Annotated in this window: 18 protein-coding genes; 6 read left to right on the top strand and 12 right to left on the bottom strand. The window is 47.6% G+C overall.

Annotated elements, in window-relative coordinates:
• Positions 1-282 precede the first annotated feature (282 nt).
• From ACE04G_RS11045 to ACE04G_RS11035, 3 genes are all read right to left on the bottom strand, one after another.
• The gene (locus ACE04G_RS11045) at positions 283-2,160 is read right to left on the bottom strand and encodes a rhamnogalacturonan lyase (RefSeq protein ID WP_449004338.1); all 1,878 of its coding nucleotides are present in this window, start codon (positions 2,158-2,160) and stop codon (positions 283-285) included.
• Positions 2,161-2,405: 245 nt separating this feature from the next.
• Positions 2,406-3,683: a transcriptional regulator gene (locus ACE04G_RS11040; RefSeq protein ID WP_449004337.1), complete on the bottom strand. Its 1,278-nt coding sequence runs from the start codon at positions 3,681-3,683 to the stop codon at positions 2,406-2,408.
• 284 nt (positions 3,684-3,967) lie between these two features.
• On the bottom strand, positions 3,968-5,023 hold the full coding sequence (locus ACE04G_RS11035) for a lactonase family protein (RefSeq protein WP_221823724.1): 1,056 nt from the start codon (positions 5,021-5,023) through the stop codon (positions 3,968-3,970).
• A gap of 240 nt (positions 5,024-5,263) precedes the next feature.
• Between ACE04G_RS11035 and ACE04G_RS11030 the strand changes: the two genes are divergently transcribed.
• Both ACE04G_RS11030 and ACE04G_RS11025 read left to right on the top strand, forming a co-directional pair.
• Complete coding sequence (locus tag ACE04G_RS11030; RefSeq protein ID WP_221823726.1) at positions 5,264-6,124, top strand: AraC family transcriptional regulator; 861 nt, start codon at positions 5,264-5,266, stop codon at positions 6,122-6,124.
• 145 nt (positions 6,125-6,269) lie between these two features.
• Positions 6,270-6,953 carry an S-layer homology domain-containing protein gene (locus ACE04G_RS11025; RefSeq protein WP_221823728.1) on the top strand — a complete coding sequence of 228 codons (684 nt, stop codon included), beginning with the start codon at positions 6,270-6,272 and terminating at the stop codon, positions 6,951-6,953.
• Positions 6,954-7,080: 127 nt separating this feature from the next.
• On the opposite strand, the gene ACE04G_RS11020 is transcribed toward ACE04G_RS11025, so the two are convergent.
• The 3 genes from ACE04G_RS11020 to ACE04G_RS11010 all read right to left on the bottom strand — a co-directional run bounded on the left by ACE04G_RS11020 (position 7,081) and on the right by ACE04G_RS11010 (position 8,436).
• Positions 7,081-7,707: a nitroreductase family protein gene (locus tag ACE04G_RS11020; RefSeq protein ID WP_076215923.1), complete on the bottom strand. Its 627-nt coding sequence runs from the start codon at positions 7,705-7,707 to the stop codon at positions 7,081-7,083.
• A 67-nt stretch (positions 7,708-7,774) separates the two neighbouring features.
• Positions 7,775-7,906 (bottom strand): hypothetical protein, encoded by a 132-nt coding sequence (locus tag ACE04G_RS11015; RefSeq protein ID WP_260632933.1) that lies wholly within the window; start codon positions 7,904-7,906, stop codon positions 7,775-7,777.
• A 65-nt stretch (positions 7,907-7,971) separates the two neighbouring features.
• Entirely contained in the window at positions 7,972-8,436 is a 465-nt protein-coding gene (locus tag ACE04G_RS11010; protein ID WP_076215926.1) for an RrF2 family transcriptional regulator, read from the bottom strand.
• Between the two features lie 430 nt (positions 8,437-8,866).
• Between ACE04G_RS11010 and ACE04G_RS11005 the strand changes: the two genes are divergently transcribed.
• Together ACE04G_RS11005 and ACE04G_RS11000 are read left to right on the top strand one after the other, a co-directional pair.
• Positions 8,867-9,598 (top strand): MBL fold metallo-hydrolase, encoded by a 732-nt coding sequence (locus ACE04G_RS11005; protein WP_221823729.1) that lies wholly within the window; start codon positions 8,867-8,869, stop codon positions 9,596-9,598.
• Positions 9,595-10,167 carry a TetR/AcrR family transcriptional regulator gene (locus ACE04G_RS11000; RefSeq protein ID WP_221823731.1) on the top strand — a complete coding sequence of 191 codons (573 nt, stop codon included), beginning with the start codon at positions 9,595-9,597 and terminating at the stop codon, positions 10,165-10,167. Before ACE04G_RS11005 ends, ACE04G_RS11000 begins: the two co-directional genes overlap by 4 nt.
• Positions 10,168-10,944: 777 nt before the next feature.
• On the opposite strand, the gene ACE04G_RS10995 is transcribed toward ACE04G_RS11000, so the two are convergent.
• Entirely contained in the window at positions 10,945-12,075 is a 1,131-nt protein-coding gene (locus ACE04G_RS10995; RefSeq protein WP_221823733.1) for a hypothetical protein, read from the bottom strand.
• A 33-nt stretch (positions 12,076-12,108) separates the two neighbouring features.
• Positions 12,109-13,398, bottom strand: coding sequence for a glycosyltransferase family 2 protein (locus ACE04G_RS10990; RefSeq protein ID WP_449004336.1), 1,290 nt, complete (start codon positions 13,396-13,398; stop codon positions 12,109-12,111).
• Positions 13,399-13,619: 221 nt separating this feature from the next.
• On the opposite strand from ACE04G_RS10990, the gene ACE04G_RS10985 reads away from it, so the two are divergent.
• The gene (locus tag ACE04G_RS10985; protein ID WP_179088578.1) at positions 13,620-14,105 is read left to right on the top strand and encodes a CcdC family protein; all 486 of its coding nucleotides are present in this window, start codon (positions 13,620-13,622) and stop codon (positions 14,103-14,105) included.
• Positions 14,106-14,226: 121 nt separating this feature from the next.
• On the opposite strand, the gene ACE04G_RS10980 is transcribed toward ACE04G_RS10985, so the two are convergent.
• Both ACE04G_RS10980 and map read right to left on the bottom strand, forming a co-directional pair.
• On the bottom strand, positions 14,227-15,240 hold the full coding sequence (locus ACE04G_RS10980; RefSeq protein ID WP_076215938.1) for an NADP-dependent oxidoreductase: 1,014 nt from the start codon (positions 15,238-15,240) through the stop codon (positions 14,227-14,229).
• Between the two features lie 174 nt (positions 15,241-15,414).
• Positions 15,415-16,161: a type I methionyl aminopeptidase gene (map, locus tag ACE04G_RS10975; RefSeq protein WP_449004335.1), complete on the bottom strand. Its 747-nt coding sequence runs from the start codon at positions 16,159-16,161 to the stop codon at positions 15,415-15,417.
• A 207-nt stretch (positions 16,162-16,368) separates the two neighbouring features.
• Between map and ACE04G_RS10970 the strand changes: the two genes are divergently transcribed.
• Positions 16,369-16,578 (top strand): hypothetical protein, encoded by a 210-nt coding sequence (locus ACE04G_RS10970; protein ID WP_449004334.1) that lies wholly within the window; start codon positions 16,369-16,371, stop codon positions 16,576-16,578.
• A 216-nt stretch (positions 16,579-16,794) separates the two neighbouring features.
• Here ACE04G_RS10970 and ACE04G_RS10965 read toward each other — a convergent pair whose 3' ends face one another.
• Both ACE04G_RS10965 and ACE04G_RS10960 read right to left on the bottom strand, forming a co-directional pair.
• Positions 16,795-17,616, bottom strand: a complete 822-nt coding sequence (locus ACE04G_RS10965) for a serine/threonine protein kinase (RefSeq protein WP_449004333.1) — start codon at positions 17,614-17,616, stop codon at positions 16,795-16,797.
• Between the two features lie 135 nt (positions 17,617-17,751).
• Positions 17,752-18,438, bottom strand: a complete 687-nt coding sequence (locus ACE04G_RS10960) for a MerR family transcriptional regulator (protein ID WP_449004332.1) — start codon at positions 18,436-18,438, stop codon at positions 17,752-17,754.
• Between the last annotated feature and the right edge of the window lie 546 nt (positions 18,439-18,984).

The raw sequence follows: 18,984 nt of genomic DNA, 5'->3' as shown, positions 1-18,984 counted from the left end.
TCTGTTCAGGTTGCATGGTTGCATCTGTCTGTAAAATGATCGTTTTCACAATGAAAACAGATTCATTTTTATTATTCCTACCTGTTTAGTAAGTTATATACGTATAATAAAGGCAGTCTATATACCTGTCAAACGTTTTTTCCGATTTTCACCGTATTTCTGGGCTATTGGCAAAAAAAAGAGGAACAACGAACCAGCGTCCGTTGTTCCCTTCAGCGAATCCCATACTTCGCTGGCTATTGTAAACCTAATCGGTAATGGACGGCTACACGTTGTCCATTCTCATCTGCCCGCATACCGAATATTGGGTACCGGTGGTGTGCTCATGCCTTCTCCCAGATAAAAACCAGTCTGTGGCGGTTGATTGTAGGCTACATTTTGCCAAGCGACGCCAAGTCGGTACACCGGATCATGCATCAGCGTATAGATGCGTTTGTCCGTAACTGCTGTTGTGGTATAGATCCGCAGTGCTGAGCTGTCATTCGTCCGCCATACCACTTCTTCTCTCCAGTCCCCGAACAGATCGGCCTGCAGATTCGGCGTAGACTTGGTTCCGTTATTGGAAGATACGCCGGAAGCGGTGAGCAGGTTCATCGTTGTGCTGTTGGCATAATTCCACTTGTCGATTCGGTTGCTGTCCAGCAGTTCACGAAGCAGATCCCCATCCCACCAGATCCCAAAATTCGTGGAGGACGGCAGAGTTGTCCCGAGTTTCTGCCCTTTGGCCGTATACAGACTGCCGTCTGCCCATACTTCAGCGCCTTTATATCTTGGATCAATATCTGCTGCCATGCCGCGTCCAATATCCTTCGTTGTTTTGACTCCCCAGATTAACTGGCCTGTACCTGCATCCCGGAACTCCACTCCGGCATTGGATGGCGTCTCATGAACCTGAAATACCTCAAGTCCAGGGCGATCCGGGTCGAGGTCACTCAAATGCATGGCATCGCCATGATGAAGTCCTGTCGTGTACAATCCTTTGCCGTTGTCATCCACCGCCATGGCACCATAGACGATCTCGTCTTTCCCATCTCCGTCTACGTCCGCCACACTCAGATTATGATTCCCCTGCCCGGCATAGCCCGAGTTACCGGAGGTATTGGAATCAAATGTCCATTGTTTTGTCAGCTGTCCATTCCGCCAGTTATAAGCCACCAGCACTGTGCGGGTGTAGTACCCACGCGCCATGACCAGACTCGGGCGCTCTCCATCCAGATAAGCAATGGCGGCAAGGAATCGGTCCACCCGATTGCCGTAGTTATCCCCCCAACTGGATACATTGCCACGCGCCGGTTCGTAGTTCACCGTGGAGAGCGCTTTGCCAGTCTGTCCATTGAAGACCGTCAGGAATTCAGGACCAGACAACACATAACCGCTTGAATTGCGGTAATCCTTGCTTGCATCCCCGATGACCACGCCAGTGCCATCCTTGGTGCCATCGGCTGTTTTCATCGCAACTTCGGCTTTGCCATCACCGTCGAGATCATAGACCATGAACTGGGTGTAGTGAGCGCCGGCACGGATATTTTTGCCCAGACTAATACGCCAGAGGCGTGTTCCGTTTAATTTGTAGGCATCGATAAACACTTCTCCGGTATAACCGCTCTGGGAGTTATCCTTGGAGTTGGAAGGGTCCCACTTCACAATCAATTCATACTCACCATCACCATCCAGGTCACCTGCACTGGCATCGTTGGCACTGTAGGTGTAGGCTACTCCATCGGGCGTTGTCCCGCCTGCGGGTACACTGAGCGGTACAGATAGATAGTTATTGCCCCATACGCTTGCTGCCGCTGAAGCAGCCTGCTCCGTTCCACTGACGACAGCGCGAACCGTATATTTGGAACTGCTTGTCCCGCTTGCATCCTGATGGTTGGTGCTGTTTGTTATGGGCGTAGCGTTGACCTTGGTTCCATCCCGATAGACGTTAAACGATACATTCGAACCTTCCGTTCCCAGAAGCCGCCAACTGACAAACACACCTGTCCCGGTCTTCACAGCCACCACACCGCGATCCAGATATTCCATCTGCCTCGGACCCGCTGCATGTGTTACCGGCGTGTTGCCAAGGCCAAGCGAAGTAATCAGTAACGCGGAACTCAGCAGGGATACTCCCGCTGTACGTAATGTGCGCTTCCACAATGATGATCGATTTCCCATAAACAATTGCCTCCCCAATTGTATTGGTAAGCCCGATGCCCTTGTAGCGCCATCTTTTTATGTAAGCGCTTTAATATATTCATTTTAAATTAAACATATAATTCCATCTATAGGTCTAATTTAGTAATTGAATGGTTGCTACATGAAAAAAGCCAACGGATTTCTCCTTCAGCTTCGTAAAGTATATTACAATGTAATCATAATGCTAAATATGCTAAATAGATTCAGAACTAAAGTACTTGTTATTAAGCATTAATTCGCTGCATTTCATTAATTATCAATTTAAGCTTTTCCTTGTCTTCAAAATTTTCACTGCTAAAGCTTTTTTCAAGAAAAGCCACTACATATTTAATGAAATTGAGATCATTATTTTTTTGAATTGAAAAGTTCAATCCTTCTAAAATTCGAATTATTGCAACATCGCGATTGTGGTTTAAATAGTATATCGCCAATTCCCCTAGAAGTTTTGCATAATTTTGATCCATCATTGAAGAATTGTATTGTCCAAATTCAGTCTTGTATGTACGTAAAGGAATGTAATCCGAGAAACGCTCTAAAATATCATCAATATTCCAGTTAAACTTATTCGTTGCCTGGATAATGTAACGTAATGCCAAAAATATCTCATCCGGGTATTGTGTGATGTAATTTGCATATTCGTTAACAACATTTATATCTCCAGATAACATCTGATAGAGATACTTATTAGCCATTGCCCATTCTTCGAATTGCTTCAGCACACGTCGAGACTCATCATCGTCCTCCCGCACCCAGCTCTGTCCACTTGCATAAAGCCCCACAAGTTCTAATGCTTTGTCATAGTCTCCCTGCTCCTCAAATACCGTCGACTGAATCAACCAAGCATATAGTATATAAAAGTAAAGTGGCCGCACTGTTAGTTTCCACTCCTGATTTTGTCGTTCCGAAATGTTAATTGTATTATATTGAATTTTGGCTAACTGTAACATCTTGTCAGCAAAATTTTTAACTTCGCTCCATTTATTTACCGAGCCAAAAACATGAATTAGATCTTTGAAGGCTTCAAGTTGGTATCCCTCATCCAACCGGTCAACATAGGGCTCGAACAAGATAGCCATCCTTAGATTTTCCTCCAGGTTCTCACCTTGTCCAATTAGAAACATGCGATACTGACACATCGCAAGCCGTTCGGAATGCTGATATTTCTCAACTTCACTCACACTCTTATATAACAACGCCGCCGCAGACCGCTGATTTTGTTCAAATAATTGTTCAGCCATCTCAAATAGTTCTGTCGCATAATCCAGGTCGTCCAGTAGCCGATAAAGAATCTGCTCAATGCAGTCCAGCCGATTCAACTCCGCACTTCGGAGAATAAACGGTCTGATCCGCCGCATGGATACGGAATAAGCAAAACATTCTTCCACATAGTCGGCAAAAAAATGATCTGCTGCCACGCCCATTCCTGATGATATCGCAATCAACTGACTCACGGATATGGGACGATTTCCATGTAAAATACGACTAATTGTGCCTGTATTCATGCCAGATACTTCCGAGAATCGGGAGAGCGTCATGCTGTTCTTATCGATATACTGGGTTAATTGCTCCCGAATTGAATTTGCAGGTATCAAGGAAAGCACCACCCTTCGTGCAACATCCAGATTTTAGGTTTTATCCCTATATATCCTGATCATAATGAACGTTCAAACGATGGTCAATAAAAAAATGTGATAATTGCCACTATTTTCAAGTTATTCGCATAAAAAGACTAAAAAAGCTGTAAAACCATGTGTTTCTCCATGATTTCACAGCTTATAGACCACTTTTACACCACAGGCGCAATACATACCGGACGAGGCAGTTCCAGCTTGAACCCGTTATGCGTCAGGCGTCCGTCTTCTTCACTGATCTGGAAACCTACGAGGTTATTGCTGTCCTGATTCGCCACAACCAGAATCCCACCTGGCAAAATATTAAAGTTACGCGGTGTCTGCCCAATCGTGGACGTCCACTCTACGGCTTCCAACTTACCGCTCTCTTGGTCAATATGATAGAGCACGATGCTGTCATCTCCCCGATTGGATGCATACAGGAAGCGTCCACATGGAGATACACGGATGTCCGCAGCTGTCCCCTCTCCTTTATGCCCTTCTGGAAGTGTGGAAATGTGCTGTACCGTAGTGAACTCCCCTCTGCGCTCATCGTACAGGAATGCCGTAACCGTGTTGTTCAATTCGTTGATTACATATGCCCACTTCGAGTTGGGATGGAACACAAGATGCCTTGGCCCTGCGCCTGGTGGTTGATCCATCTCACGATGGGTAACCAGACGTCCCTCTTCCAACCGATACACAATGATCTGATCCAGACCGAGATCACATACGACAGCATACTGCCCGGACGGATCTGGTTGAATGGAGTGTGCATGCGGCCCTTCCTGGCGTTCTTCGTTGATTCCACTTCCCGTGTGCTCCACCCATGCACTCATCTCACCAAGCGTCCCCTGATCGCCAACCGGGAATACATTGACACTGCCGCTGCTATAGTTGGATGAGAACACCCACTGACCATCCGTGGAGACAGACACATAACATGGAGAAGCTCCTCTGGTCTGTTTTCTATCCATCAGGTGCAGCTCACTCGTTGCCGCATCTCTCCGATAGACCAGTACCTCTCCCTCGTCCTTCTCACTCGCCACATACAGACAGTTTCCATCCGGGCATAGCGCCAGATAAGACGGATTATCCACACCATCCATGTGATTGACGATTCGCATCTCTCCTGTATCCGCATTCAACGCACATAGGAATATTCCGGGTTCATCCGCTGACGCATACGTACCTGTATAGAAAAACGTTTCCTGAGTTGTGACTGGTTCCATAACTATATCTCTCCCTTATCCTATATATTCACTGTTCTGATTCTTCTCACTGGTATGTACTTACCCAATTCACGGGCAACTGCTTCACTTCCTGTCCTATAACGTGGCTTTCTAAATCGATAACAACCCCGGTGTGCACTCTCATATCTGTCATTGACTCCCTTACCCCCTCTCACCATAATACAAAGTATGAGACCTAACAACAGACCACCCCTACAGCGTAAATCTGACGGATTTCGTATGCAAAAACTCATTGTGCTTCCGGACGCCCTGCTGCAAGAAACCGCAGCTTATCCGGTCACGTCCGGATTATACGTAACCGATATCGGTTACTTTCACGAAGCGGAACATCATTACCGTGACCGTCCCGATGGTTGTGAATCACACATTCTGATGTACTGTGTCCAAGGCACAGGCTGGTATACGATGGATGGCAGCAAGACATATGATGTCAACCCGGGAAACCTCGTTATATTACCTGCACATGTCCCTCATGTGTATGGTGCCAACGCAGCTGAACCATGGAGCATCTTCTGGATTCATCTGCGCGGGGAACACGCTTTATCCTACATAGAACCCTTGTTAACTCATCATATTACTACCATGCCACCGGCCAAGGCTCAGAAATGGCTTGAGCTGTTCCATGAATGTTACGGCGCGTTAGAGACGGGTTACTCCATACAGACGATGACGTATGCCTCCCAGATTATCGGTTATATGCTTGGTATGCTGGCTTATGGACCGGAGACGACAGGGACAGATGGTGGGATCGTGAGCAGCAAACGGGCGGCTGAACAATCCGTTCAATATATGCTGGAGCACCTGGAGAATGGAATCACGCTCAAGGAACTCGCGGCACACGCGCGGCTGTCTGTCCCTCATTACTCTCAGTTATTCAAGCAAGCTACGGGGCATTCGCCCATCGATTATTTCCTGCGGCTTAAGATTCAGCATTCCTGCCGCTATCTGGATTTTACCGATTGGACCGTGAAGCAGATCAGTTCCGAGCTTGGATTCAAGGACCCTTACTACTTCTCCCGTCTGTTCAGCAAAATGATGGGACGTTCACCCACGGATTATCGAAATAAATCCAAAGGTTAAAGGCAGTGTCTTCACTTAGCCCCTTCTGAATGATTATGAATTCCGTTGGAAAATTCCAGCAACTTTTTGAACAGAAGGGTCGTCTATAGGGGCAAATAACTTTTATATAAAGGGATCATCCCTGGAAAAGTGAGGCGCACCTTTCATGAAAAAAAATATACTTGCTACATTAACTGCGGGAGCTCTGCTCACGCTGTCTCTGAGTGCAGGCCCGATCAACGCTGCGCAAGCCCAATTCACGGATATTCAAGGTATCGCAGGAGCAGACAAAATTGAATCTCTCCATCAGGATGGATTCATCAAAGGCGTGAGCGACAGCTTGTTCAAACCTGAACTGGAGTTAAATACCGCTCAGGGCATTCAACTGATTGCGGACGGCCTGAATCTGAATCTGGACACGATTCGTTTTATCAAACAGCCGCTGCCAAGTGATCACTTCTCTCATGTAAAAGATGGCGTATGGTACAGTGATGCATTTATCCGTGCACAATATAATGGCATTCAGATGTCACAGGATATCGATCCGTCCAAACCGCTTACTCGTGAACAATTCACACTGTTTCTGATGCAAGGCATCGAGGCCAAAGGCGGTCTGCCGATGATTAATATCAAACCTGTGGACATTACCGACGAACAGGAACTTACGCCAGAGTATCAAGGTGCCATTCAGCGTTCACTCGTTCTCAAAATCAATCAACTGGATGCCGACGGCAACTTCAATCCCAAACAAACGATTACTCGTGCCGAAGCAGCAGTGATGATGTATAACGCAATCGAGTACATGGAATCGTTCCATGCACCACAAATCCCGGAAACACCTGAGGAGTAATATTTCCTTGGTGGAAGCAGTATGCCAAACAGCCGCACCTTCCCTCAACAGGAAAGTGCGGCCGTTTGTATTATACCGTTATTTATACCTATATCACTGATGCAATCATCAGATTTAACTTTCTAACTTAGAAAGAACCTTTAACAACAACCTCAGACAACGGTAAACGTCCTGACGGGCGAGCTGGCTGTGCAGCTTTACCTACAGTAATCAACAACGTTGGCACAAATCGTGCAGGAATGTTGAATGTTTCGATCAGTTTTTGTGGATTATATCCACCGATTGGACATGTATCGTAACCCAGGGAGCGTGCAGCAAGCATAATATTTTGGGAAGCAAAAGATGCATTGCGGATCGCTTCATCGCGAGCGATTTGCGGGCTTTGGTAAGCACCGTTGATCTGTCCAACCAATGCGTCACGAACCTCAGCAGTCAGTGCGCCTGCCTCAACAGCTTGATCGTAGATTACGGTGTTTCGGTTTGCTTCCAAATCTCCAAGAACAGCAATCGTAACCGAACTTTCCACGATCTGACTTTGACCGTAAGCAACTGGCAGCAATTTCGCTTTGTCTGCTTCAGATTCAATTACGAGGAATCTCCAGTGTTGCAGGTTCCATGAAGATGGTGCTTCCGCTGCTGCTGTCAGAATCGCATTGAGATCAGCTTCAGGCAATTCAAAACCTTTTTCGTACTTTTTGACAGCATGGCGTTCGCTAATAACGCGAAGTGTTTCATTTTTTTCAATGCCTGACATGTGTTCCACTCCCCAGAATCTAGTTTGTTTATACTTCTTTACTTTCGCAAGGTAATCTTGAAGAATACTACTCTCCCAAGGATTTGCCTTCCGAAAATAACATCAGCGCAGATAATCTCTCCCCATCTGTGTTCACGTTATGCCCGGAATCGCCTGAGAACATCAATGGATCTTTCACCGGAGCACACGCCAATGCCATAACTTGTCCACCATGCCTGACTCAACCAAGGCCATGTCATGAAGGACCATTCGTTGTGGACTCCGTCAGGACTTCTCCTTTGCAGGCAATCCATTCAGCGACAGGGTTATCGCTTCCCCATGACCTATGCGCTCTTTCACATCCTGAATGGATATACGGTCAAAATAAGCGCTGAGCGCCTCTTCGCCTCCGTTATATATGTTCCCCATCACATCCTGCATATTGGAAGATACTACGCACGATGAACCGGACTCCCCTGAGCACCAGTTGGGACCGAGTGAACCACCAGCTACCAGTCTGTACAATTCTCCCAGCTTGATCTCTTCACTTGGACGGCTAAGCAAGTACCCACCATGAGCACCTTCCTTCGTCGTCAGGTAACCATGTTTGCGCAGAACACTAAGTACCTTACGGACTCTGGCCGGGTGTGTACCCACACTCTGGGACAAATCTTCACTATTGGCCATACACTCATTTCTCATCGACAGAAAAACAAGACAATGCACCGCTATGGTAAATTCGCTGTTCATAACTTACTCCTTCCCGGCTTACAACACCGATGAACTCCAACCCAAGGTAAGTATAACTGTCATTATATGAATAACAGTTATGTTTGTCAACTTTCATCCCGAATGGAGATCAAACGTGATTTTTCCTGTTATACCAATACTTACAGCTCATCAACACAATTAAGCTAGGATGAACATCCTGTCTTCATTTTTATCCAAAAAGAACAAAAAAGTGAGCCTTTCGCTACGCGAAGGGCTCCAATAAGATAGACATATGAAAGGGCTTACGTGATTATTATAATCGGTAATCCTCAATTTGAAAACGCTTTTTTTGTAAAGTGCATCATTATTTTAAATTTTTTTTATTTGAATAAAATGAACAATAGGTATTGATAAAACTAATGTCATTAGTTATGATACTAATACCATTAGTTTTAAGGAGGGTTTAACGATGCGTATTACCCGAGAATTTGATGTCGTTCAAGTTACGTTTTTCCCAAGACTTTTCCCTGTGAACGTATACCTGATTGAAGAGGAAGATGGATTAACGCTGATTGATGCCGGAATACCGGTCAGTCTTAAGGGGATTTTGGCAACTGCCCAGTCCCTTGGAAAGCCCATTACCAAGATCATTCTGACTCACGCGCATAGCGACCATATTGGTGCATTGGATCGTCTCAAAGAGGCACTGCCCCAAGCCGAGGTCTTCATCTCCAGACGGGATGCCCGGTTATTGGCGGGTGATACTTCCCTTCTTCCCGGTGAGCCACAAACCCCGGTACGCGGCGGCGTGCCTAAGCCCAAAGCGGTGCGCACCCAGCCAAACCACTTGCTGGATGACGGTGACCAGATTGGTTCACTGGTCGCCATTGCCTCACCAGGACATACGCCGGGGCATATGTCCTTCATGGATGCGCGCAGCCGCGTGCTCATCGCTGGCGACGCGTACCAGCTGCAAGGCGGCCTTGCCGTATCCGGCCGCATGCGCCCGCTCTTCCCGTTCCCCGCGCTGGCGACGTGGAACCGCGAAGCGGCTCTGACCAGCGCGAAGCGCCTGGCGGAGCTGGAACCGTCCGTGCTGGCGGTAGGCCACGGACGGATGCTGCGCCAGCCCGCGGCCGCCATGCGCGCGGCAGCCGCTGATGCACAGCAGCGGCTCGGCCTTGCCGGGGGGCATCTGTGAGCCCCCGGCAAGGGCTGGATCGCGGCGCTCTGCTCAGCGCCGCCGCCCAGCTTGCTGACAGCGACGGCTTTCAGGCGCTGACACTCGCCGCGTTGGCACAGCGGCTGGATGTGCGCTCGCCGTCGCTCTACAACCACATCAGCGGACTTCCCGGGCTTCGCCAGGAAATGGCGCTGATGTCCGTACAACAGCTTAGCCGCGCATTAACCGCGGCTATCGCTGACCGCACTGGCGATGATGCCATCCAGGCCATCGCTGCGGCATACATTGGCTTCGTCCGCGAGCACCCCGGGCTGTACGAAGCCTCATTTCATGCCCCGGATCGCGAGGAGCCACAGCTCGCCGCGGCCAGCACAGCTACGCTGGAGTTGCTGCTGTACAGCTTGCAGCCCTACCCGCTCACCGAAGCGGAAGCATTGCACGCCGTTCGTGGTTTGCGCAGCCTCTGCCATGGATTTGCCTCCATTGAGGCACAGGGCGGCTTCGGCATGAACTTTGATCCAGACGAAAGTCTGCGTCTGACCATATCCGCCTTCCTGCACGGACTCCGGCATCTTCATCAGGACTAGTTGAGGCACGCATTGCATCATGAAAAAGGACTGCAGAGGATCTGCAGTCCTTTTTCATTGCGGTGTACTGGTACATCCCATAGATTGGACAGTAATAATGTTATAGTTACGCCGATGACTTTTAGCAAATTAACATCCACTTTGAATTCATCTTTCATCGGCTTGTGTTCATTTAACGTGTCTGTGATTCGTTACATTTACCAACGTACCCAAATTAGGCCAAATAAGATGCGCTGAGTTCGTTAGAACGTGCTACATACAGTGCTTCAGATCACGATGTCATAGACACTCGTCCACTCATCATAGCGGGACACGGCTAGATAAGGATCTTACTCTGATCGTGATGCACATACTAGTACAAGCTTTAATACTATTCATGTATAGATCAAGCTACCGTTCAGTGCACACATTGAGACGATTCCCGATACGGAGCTTACCCTGATCGTGATGCACACTTTAGTGCTTGTTTTAGTACTTGTTCTAATACGAATCTTTATAGATCACACTGCATCTACGCCGCAGCGGGATGATTCTTGTTGAGGATCTAGCTACAACTCCCGTTGTTCAGTGGTAAGAGTCTGAAACGTATCGTTCTCCCCAGTCCCAATCCCATTTCACTTGGCAATCTGATCCTTACTTGATTCGCCCTGTCTCTCAATTACACTTTTGCCACTCACAACGACGCACTTCTCTATTATGTACATCTCTCGTTCCTCTCGAAGGCTGGAATGGACTTTGGCTTCCCTCTTTCCATCGAAACGGTTCTCGATAGCCTATCTATGGCCATTGCTGCCGTCCATCCTGCACTTCTTTCAAAATATGCTTCATCACGGGCACGTACACCTTCCAGTAGAACATGTCCGGGATACCTTTTTGATCTGGCGTAAGTTTGGACCGGACGACCTCCCAACCCCGGATTCGGCGCCAGAAGGAATAATGCTTCATCTCTCCGAATGACCCTGCCATGTAATATGACCGATTATAGTCGTCGTAGCGGACAAGGGCAGCAAATTCCGCAGGAATTCCTGCATCCACCAGCTTCTGCTCGCCTGTCTCCGTAAGATCCGTCTTATACCAGGCCAGTATGGAATTCTTCTGTTGCGGCACAATGATATCGAACCAGCCATTGTAATGTATATCCTGGGTTATACCGCTCCAATCGCTGCCTTCCGGTGTAAATGCAATCTGTATATTGCCTGTCTTCACATCCGGACCTTTCTCCAGTACCATGACCTGTCCATCCATATGGATCAGCAGCATACCCGCTCCGCGATAATGCCATTTCTTCTTCTCCTGCTGCTCATAGTGCGCCCTAACCCAGCGGGGTACTTCTTGTATACTTTGCAGATTAGATACCGATTTCCCCTGCCATCCACTGCTGTCCACACCCAAGATGGGGTATAGCTGCTCTCTTGTCATCTTGGAAGCCGTATTCGCCAATGCACTGTATTCGGCAACAATCGTCACGCCTTTATACGCAGCCTCGCGAATCTTCTGCACATCATATATTGTTAATTCTTCATAGATTTCGTCTTGCTTCCGTTCATTCTTTTGTGCAGACAGACTACTTCGATTCGCCGTCAGATAGATCAGATCCGTGTCCGTCACCTCATCAGGCAACAATCGCTTCATCCGAGGAAGCCCGTCCTGAAGATCATAACCGTAATAATCCTCTTCATAGGAATAGTGTTCCCCTGTTTGCTGTACGATCTTCTGCTGATTCAGCAGCCAGACCAATCCCTTGTGCCCCTGATAGGACTGGTCAGGTCTGCTCTTGTCAATAATCATGATGTTAAGCGGAACCGGGGCCTGGGATTGCCACATAATCCAGGGGACAACCAGCACCACCGATACCACTGTAAAACAAGCCAGCGTCCACATCGTGGCTGGCCTGTAACTTTTTTTCATTAAGCGTCTTCCTCCTTGCTCTGTTCCAAGGTATTACCAGGATTGCCGATAGATTACCCCAATCCATTCCTGATTTCCTTCTCCTTTTCCTTCCTCAATCCCATAGCCTGCAAAATGCCAAACATGCGGAATATATTGTTCAGCGGTCTGAACCAGAACGTCTCCGAACAAGCTTACAATAACAGACGCGTCACTGCGCTGGACGTATACGCTTTGCGTGAACACCATACTTCGAACATTACCATACCTGCGGACAACAGTGAACCATAGAGCGTCAGCAGCAGAACGAGAATGATGCATAGGTTGATATCCACCAACTGTAGCCCTATGCCTGAGATGAACAGCAAAATCACTCCCAGTTCCATCAAAGGGCCCAACAATTCGATCAGAATAAAATACGAGGATGGATACCATCCCCATCCAGCCATAGGCCGGATTGAAGATCATGCTCCGCTGGGCCCATAGACTGCTTGCAAGCTGCATGTGCCAACCGATACGTTGTCTGCACAGCTGACGCCATGTACCGGGCACTTCTACCCTGCAGATCGGATCGGGAATGTATATAATACGACCACGTTCCCGAGTTCGCTTCATATGTTTCTGCAACCGCATGACCAGTTCCATGTGAGCGACCTGGTCATCGCGCTTGTAACCGCCAACTTCCATCACCCGGTTTTTTTTGAATACACCAAATACTTCAGACGTAAATAAAAGCACATTAATATTGTAACGAACAAGTCCCACACCACCAATCAAAAAAGCACGCACGTATTCAATGGTCTGCATTACATACAACGTACTGTCCGTAGGCCTTGTGCTGTTATACGTTAAATCTGTATGATTCGTATTTCTGGGGGCCATGAGATCTACTCGTCCACTACAAGCAACAACCTCTTCTCCGGGGAGAGCATCCATAAAGGGTTTCATAATCTTCACCAATGCATCCCGTTCCAGAACTGTCCAGGGTCCAACAGAGGCGATATAAGGATATTGCGAGATATTCAGGCCTGCATTCAGGGAGTCCATTCGTCCACCATACGCCTTGTCGATCACAACCAGACGATGATGTAACCTGGATTGGTAGACACATTTAATCTGAGCTGTCTCCTGGCCGAGTCCCGAATAATGAACTTTACTCCGAATGGGCATCAGATCATAGGTTTCTTTTAGACGCCGCATTGTTCCATCCTCTGATCCATCATTAATGATGAGAACCTCATAGCGTGCATACTGAATATCCAGCAGACAATCAATTCGCTGTACGATCGTATTCTCACTATTGATGTGAACCGATAAGCTTGATATACATCCATTGTTGTCCAATCATTGCATGATTTCCCCTTAATCGAATAAACGGCCTTACAACGGGCACAATAATACAAAATTTTCAAATACACCCTGTGAATACATATCGGGTATATGATACACTAAGCTTTCTATCGGCTTTCTGCGTTTGTGATATAATAGGAACTGAAAATTCCGGCAATTCGTACTGAGTTCCGGATCACCGGATAACATATTATTCCAGAAAGAGGGAGTTCTACGTGGCTCAAATCAGTCCGTACTACCTGCAAATCGGAGCAACCGTGGGCATGCTCGTCATGGCACTGCTTGCCATCTTCATCCGCATGAAAGCCAGTCACAGACCGGTGACCATTCGCAAAATCCTTATTCCTCCGCTCGGCATGAGCACAGGATTTCTCATGTTTGTTGTACCGGCAACTCATGTTCCTCTACTCTGGGCATTCATTGCGTTTCTGGTGGGCTGGTTCCTTTTCTCCTATCCCCTCATTCGCAGTACACGGTTTGAACGAGTAGGTGAAGAAATTTTTGCCACACGTTCTCGCAGCTTTGCTTTTATCTTGCTTGGACTGTTGGCCGTACGCCTGATCCTGCATGAAGTCATTCAGCGATATGTAAGTATTCCGCAAACGGGCGGATTGTTCTTCCTGCTGGCTTTTGGCATGATTGTACGCTGGCGTGTATATATGTACAAACACTACAAAGAAGTGCTGGTCGCCGAACACTAGTCATCATACGCAGACCACGCACAGATTTACAGATAAAAAAGACACGTTCTGCTGCACCCTCGGTGTGCAGAACGTGTCTTTTCGTTTTCAACCTAATTTGTACATGTAAACCATTCGATATCTATTCAGGATCTGCAACCTTAACCAGTTGCTTGCCCAGATTATCTCCCGAGAAGAGACCCATGAATGCTTCCGGCGTCTGTTCGAACCCGTCCACAATGTTTTCTTCATACTGGATATGACCTTCCTTGATCCATTTCGCCAACTTGGCGCGGCCTTCCTTGAAGGATTTCGTATAGTCACCCAGCAGGAAACCTTTCATTAATGCTGTATTTGTTAACAGCAATGTCTGTGGTCGCATCCCGATATCCGGCTTCTCCAGATTATAGGACGAGATCTGACCGCATAACGGAATACGTGCATTCCGATTGATGTGGCGCAAGACTGCATCCGAGATGTCACCGCCAACATTGTCAAAGTAGACATCTACACCATCCGGGCAAGCCCGTTCAATGGCTGCTGACATATCCTGCTCCTTCTTGTAATTCAACACCACGTCGAAGCCCAGCTTTTCTTTCAAATAAGCACATTTCTCATCAGAGCCTGCAATACCAACCACGCGTGCTCCCACAATTTTACCAATCTGACCTGCAATCATGCCTACCGCTCCGGCTGCTCCCGATACAACGACCGTTTCGCCGTCCTTCGGTTTGCCGATGTCCTCCATACCAAAATAAGCCGTCAGACCCGTCAGGCCCAGCGCACCCAGGTAAGCCGTGATTGGTGCTTCTTCCGTATCAATCAGCGACAGATCAGCCGTATTCACTGCGGCATATTGCTGCCAGCCCCACATACCGGATACGAGATCTCCTTTGCGCAGATTGGGTTCCGAAGATTCCACAACCTGTCCAATGGCTCCACCCTTGATCACTTCATTTAACGCGTACGGTGCAGCATAGGATTTTGTATCTTTCATGCGGCCCCGCATATACGGATCGACCGACAAATATAATGTACGTACCAGAACTTGCCCAGCTTCCGGTTCAGGAAGAGGTGCATCAATGAAGTTAAAATTCTCTCTGGAAGGGGCACCTTCGGGACGAGACGCAAGTACGATCTGTTTATTTAAAGACACCAAAATTACCTCCTTGTTGCCAAGTGGACACAAGGTTAACCCTTGTCAGCTGAGATCACTTACCACTGGCTCTGTGTTATCACTTCTTAATAGTTTAAACCGAAACAGGCGGATCACAAACGTGGGCCGCCTTGAAATATGCAAATATCGTCACATTGTAGCTGCTTTTGGCTATTATTGTGCTGTCAAAATCACTGGACCATCCGCCGTAATCGCAATCGTATGTTCATACTGGGCAGACAGACTTCCATCCAAAGTACGAGCAGTCCATCCATCTGAATCCAGCTTACTTCGGAACGTACCAATATTCAGCATCGGTTCGATCGTAATAACCATGCCTTCCTTGAGACGCGGACCCCGATGAGGCGGACCGTAGTGAGGGACTTGTGGTTCCTCATGCATCTTCTCACCAATGCCGTGTCCGATAAACTCACGCACAACCGATAGGCCTTCACCTTCTGCATACACTTGAATCGCATTGGAGATATCTCCGATCCGGTTGCCCACCACGGCAAGTTCAATGCCTTTGTACAGAGAGTTTTTGGTTACATCCAGCAGATGTTGTGCTTCCGGAGTCACTTCACCTACGGCATATGACCAAGCCGAATCCGCCAGCCAGCCATTTAGATTAACCACCATGTCGATTGTAACGATATCGCCGTCTTTCAGTGCATATTTTCCCGGAAACCCGTGACAGATCACATCATTAATCGACGCACATGTCGCATATTGGTATCCGTTATATCCCTTTTGTTCCGGCGTAGCGCCATTTTTCTTCATAAAAGCTTCTGCAAACTGGTCGATCTCCTGTGTCGTAATGCCTGGACGAATCATCTTTGCAATTTCTCTATGGCATGCGGCGAGAATTTCTCCGGCTTTTTTCATATATTCAATCTGTTCTTTGGTCTTCAATGTAATCATAATAACTACTCCTGTCCGTTAAAATCTTATCCTGTCCTCTATTGTAACGCTAAACACTCAAAATAAAAAATTCCGTGCAATCAGCAACATCCTATTATACGCCAAGCTCCTGTCCAATGAATACAATTATCCATGAAAAAATCGAAACCCCTTCTGATCTAGCCACGTATATGCTTAAAACAGTTGAAGTCGAAAGGGTGAAAGCTCATGTTCAAAAAGATTATCGGCAAACTTATCGATTCCAAATCTTCATCTCACCGCAAACGTTACAGCTCCTCGGACAGGCGCTCATATAAACGTCACAGCAGTTCCTCAGGCAAGCGTTCCTACAAGCGCTATTCTTCTTCAGATGTGAAATACCGGGACAGCCGCAGTGGCTCCGGGTATTACAAAAGCAGAAAATACAGCTCCAACTAAGCTGCTAACACGACTGCTTTTAAAGAGCAATGATCACACCAGCTTATTAGACGCTACAATAAATGAAAATGTAATAAAGGGTTGTTCGCCAGCCGTACTTACGGCCAGCAGAACACCCCTTTATTGTTTCTATATAGCAAAAAGGAAAAAGACCCCTACAGGTATCATACGAAGAGGTCACGGATAACTAGTATAGGTCCGCCTACAGAGCTTATTTCATTGTAATCTCAGCAACACATTCTCAATCTCTGCCTGTAACTCTGTCGCCCCACCCTCATAACCTGGACGGAGTCCAAGGAGTCGCTCCAGCATCTGGTGCAATTCCGGCGTAAGCTTCAGTTCCTCCTGCCAGCTGGCGGGTTCACGGCCCTTATCTGGCTCATAAGCCGAATACAGCAGAAAGAGAAGAAAGTGGCCGATATCCTGCAAATCATGATCCGGTGTAGCCCGTTCATCTTCAGGCTCAGGGACTTCACGCATACGTCGCTTCAGCTCCGGCAACAACGGCTCCCCCAAGCGTCTTGCCAGGCCAAAGTCAATCAGATGCACCGTCCCTTCACGTAAAATAACATTGGGAATCCGCACATCTCCATGAATATATCCCTGCTCATGCACATGAGCCACCGGAGCCAGCAGTTGACCTGCCAATTCCAGACATTCCCGCTCCGTATATCGAAGACCTTGCTCAAATATGCAATCTTCCAGCGTCTGTCCACGAATATACTCGGTGACGATATAACTTCGTCTCCCGGATGTGAACACATCCAACAGTTCAGGGATCGCCGGATGATGAAGACGTCTCATCACGTCCGCCTCCCGCTCCAACAGGTGCGCAGAGAGTCTGCCCTTGCTAGGCTTGGATTCCTTCAACGCCACTTCCCTGCCGTTCTGATCATCTGTACACAGGTATGTCAGCCCATAGCTCCCCATACCCAGTAATTCCTGTATTGTATAACGCTCAGCAATGGTCATGCCTTCCCGCCGAGGACGATCCATCCATAATCCGAGCACTCTTTGCCAACTTCGTCGCAGCTCCACAGATCCTCCCACGCCAGCTTCCTAATCCACTCAGTCTTTATCTATACTGAGCAGTCGGTTGCCAGTCTTCATGTTGTATGGAGCTTATTATATCAGGCCAATACTGTAAAATCACGATGGGTAAATGCCTGTTGCTCAAGCTTCCTTATGCTTCTTGGGCAGGAACCCGAACAACATACGCAGGGATATTCCTTTGGGTTTGCGTTTTCTTCCCTGGAAACTGCGCAGATTGGTCACGAGTTCACGATCCCGCTCTTCCTCCAGCTTCTCATTCATCCACAGGCGCTGTTTCTCCATCTGTTCCTGGAGCGCCATATGTGTATCAGCCAGATGCTGAAGGGTCAGCTCCAGTTCATCGACCCGCTGTTGCAGCAGCTGTACCCGATCATCCTGCTGTTGTTCTACAGCACCATAAGTCACCTCACTTACCAGTTGGCCCAGACCTTCATAGGATCTCAGATTACCCATTATTTCAGGTTCTTCAGGGAATACGGATGACATGACTGTCGCTGCACATTCCGTCTCTGACAGACCTTCAATTCCCACCACCGGTACATCTACTTCTACTGCAGCTACAGGTACTTCTGGAGCCAATACAGTCACCACAGCATCAGCCAGGGGGAGATTATGCTCCCTGAGTTCAGTCATCAGGCGTTCAATGCACTCGATGTCGTCGGACTTGAATAGTCTGGATTTGTTGGCGGACCGTTCGAACCGGTATCCCTGTTCTTCCAGTGCCGCCGCATATTTACGAAGAGTACTGGCACCTATGCCCAGGCTCTTGGCCGTTTCCGTCGTTGCTCCTGCTTCTTCAATCATCATTAATTCCCTCCCGGAATGAAGTCTTTTGGGAATCCATTTCATAATACCTTTAGTGAGTTATGAAATGGATTCTTGAATAAAAACATTATGGCTTCAGCGTTCCTTTTTGGAACCGTCATCGGATCGGGGCAACCTGTCTCATGGATCAAGTATGCTTATCTCTTGCTTGTTCGTATGTATTCGTCAGCTTCTCAGCAGATCCCTTTGGCGGTTTTGTTCTGTTTCTGCGGATTCCTAAGAAGTTTTGTCAGGTATATGATCCGCACAAATAACCCCCAATCCGACAACAAGCATGAATGCTGTCATGTCGAATGACACAGGTGCAAACGCCGTCAAATCATATGATCATGAATTATTCATGTCAATTTTGTTAACTCCTTTACTCCAATACGCTCCCGCGATAGCGGATATCATTGCTGTACAGCTTTTTCATGTGTTATCTTATGTAACGTAGAAGTACATTTCAGCATAAAATAAAGGACTATACTTAACATAGGACGCATGAGTAACGGGTTAAATATCAATCTAAATGGGGGCTGAACGGCA

This window comes from Paenibacillus sp. AGC31 (assembly GCF_057334655.1).
Note: the sequence above shows the minus strand (reverse complement) of the source record. Positions and strands in the feature narration are given on the sequence as shown.

Bases quoted from the DNA above. Each gene is read 5' to 3' on its own strand.
- ACE04G_RS11045 (WP_449004338.1), bottom strand. From the start codon at position 2,160: ATGGGAAATCGATCATCATTGTGGAAGCGCACATTACGTACAGCGGGA.
- ACE04G_RS11040 (WP_449004337.1), bottom strand. From the start codon at position 3,683: ATGAATACAGGCACAATTAGTCGTATTTTACATGGAAATCGTCCCATA.
- ACE04G_RS11035 (WP_221823724.1), bottom strand. From the start codon at position 5,023: ATGGAACCAGTCACAACTCAGGAAACGTTTTTCTATACAGGTACGTAT.
- ACE04G_RS11030 (WP_221823726.1), top strand. From the start codon at position 5,264: ATGCAAAAACTCATTGTGCTTCCGGACGCCCTGCTGCAAGAAACCGCA.
- ACE04G_RS11025 (WP_221823728.1), top strand. From the start codon at position 6,270: ATGAAAAAAAATATACTTGCTACATTAACTGCGGGAGCTCTGCTCACG.
- ACE04G_RS11020 (WP_076215923.1), bottom strand. From the start codon at position 7,707: ATGTCAGGCATTGAAAAAAATGAAACACTTCGCGTTATTAGCGAACGC.
- ACE04G_RS11015 (WP_260632933.1), bottom strand. From the start codon at position 7,906: ATGGCATTGGCGTGTGCTCCGGTGAAAGATCCATTGATGTTCTCAGGC.
- ACE04G_RS11010 (WP_076215926.1), bottom strand. From the start codon at position 8,436: ATGAACAGCGAATTTACCATAGCGGTGCATTGTCTTGTTTTTCTGTCG.
- ACE04G_RS11005 (WP_221823729.1), top strand. From the start codon at position 8,867: ATGCGTATTACCCGAGAATTTGATGTCGTTCAAGTTACGTTTTTCCCA.
- ACE04G_RS10995 (WP_221823733.1), bottom strand. From the start codon at position 12,075: ATGAAAAAAAGTTACAGGCCAGCCACGATGTGGACGCTGGCTTGTTTT.
- map (WP_449004335.1), bottom strand. From the start codon at position 16,161: ATGATTACATTGAAGACCAAAGAACAGATTGAATATATGAAAAAAGCC.
- ACE04G_RS10970 (WP_449004334.1), top strand. From the start codon at position 16,369: ATGTTCAAAAAGATTATCGGCAAACTTATCGATTCCAAATCTTCATCT.
- ACE04G_RS10960 (WP_449004332.1), bottom strand. From the start codon at position 18,438: ATGATGATTGAAGAAGCAGGAGCAACGACGGAAACGGCCAAGAGCCTG.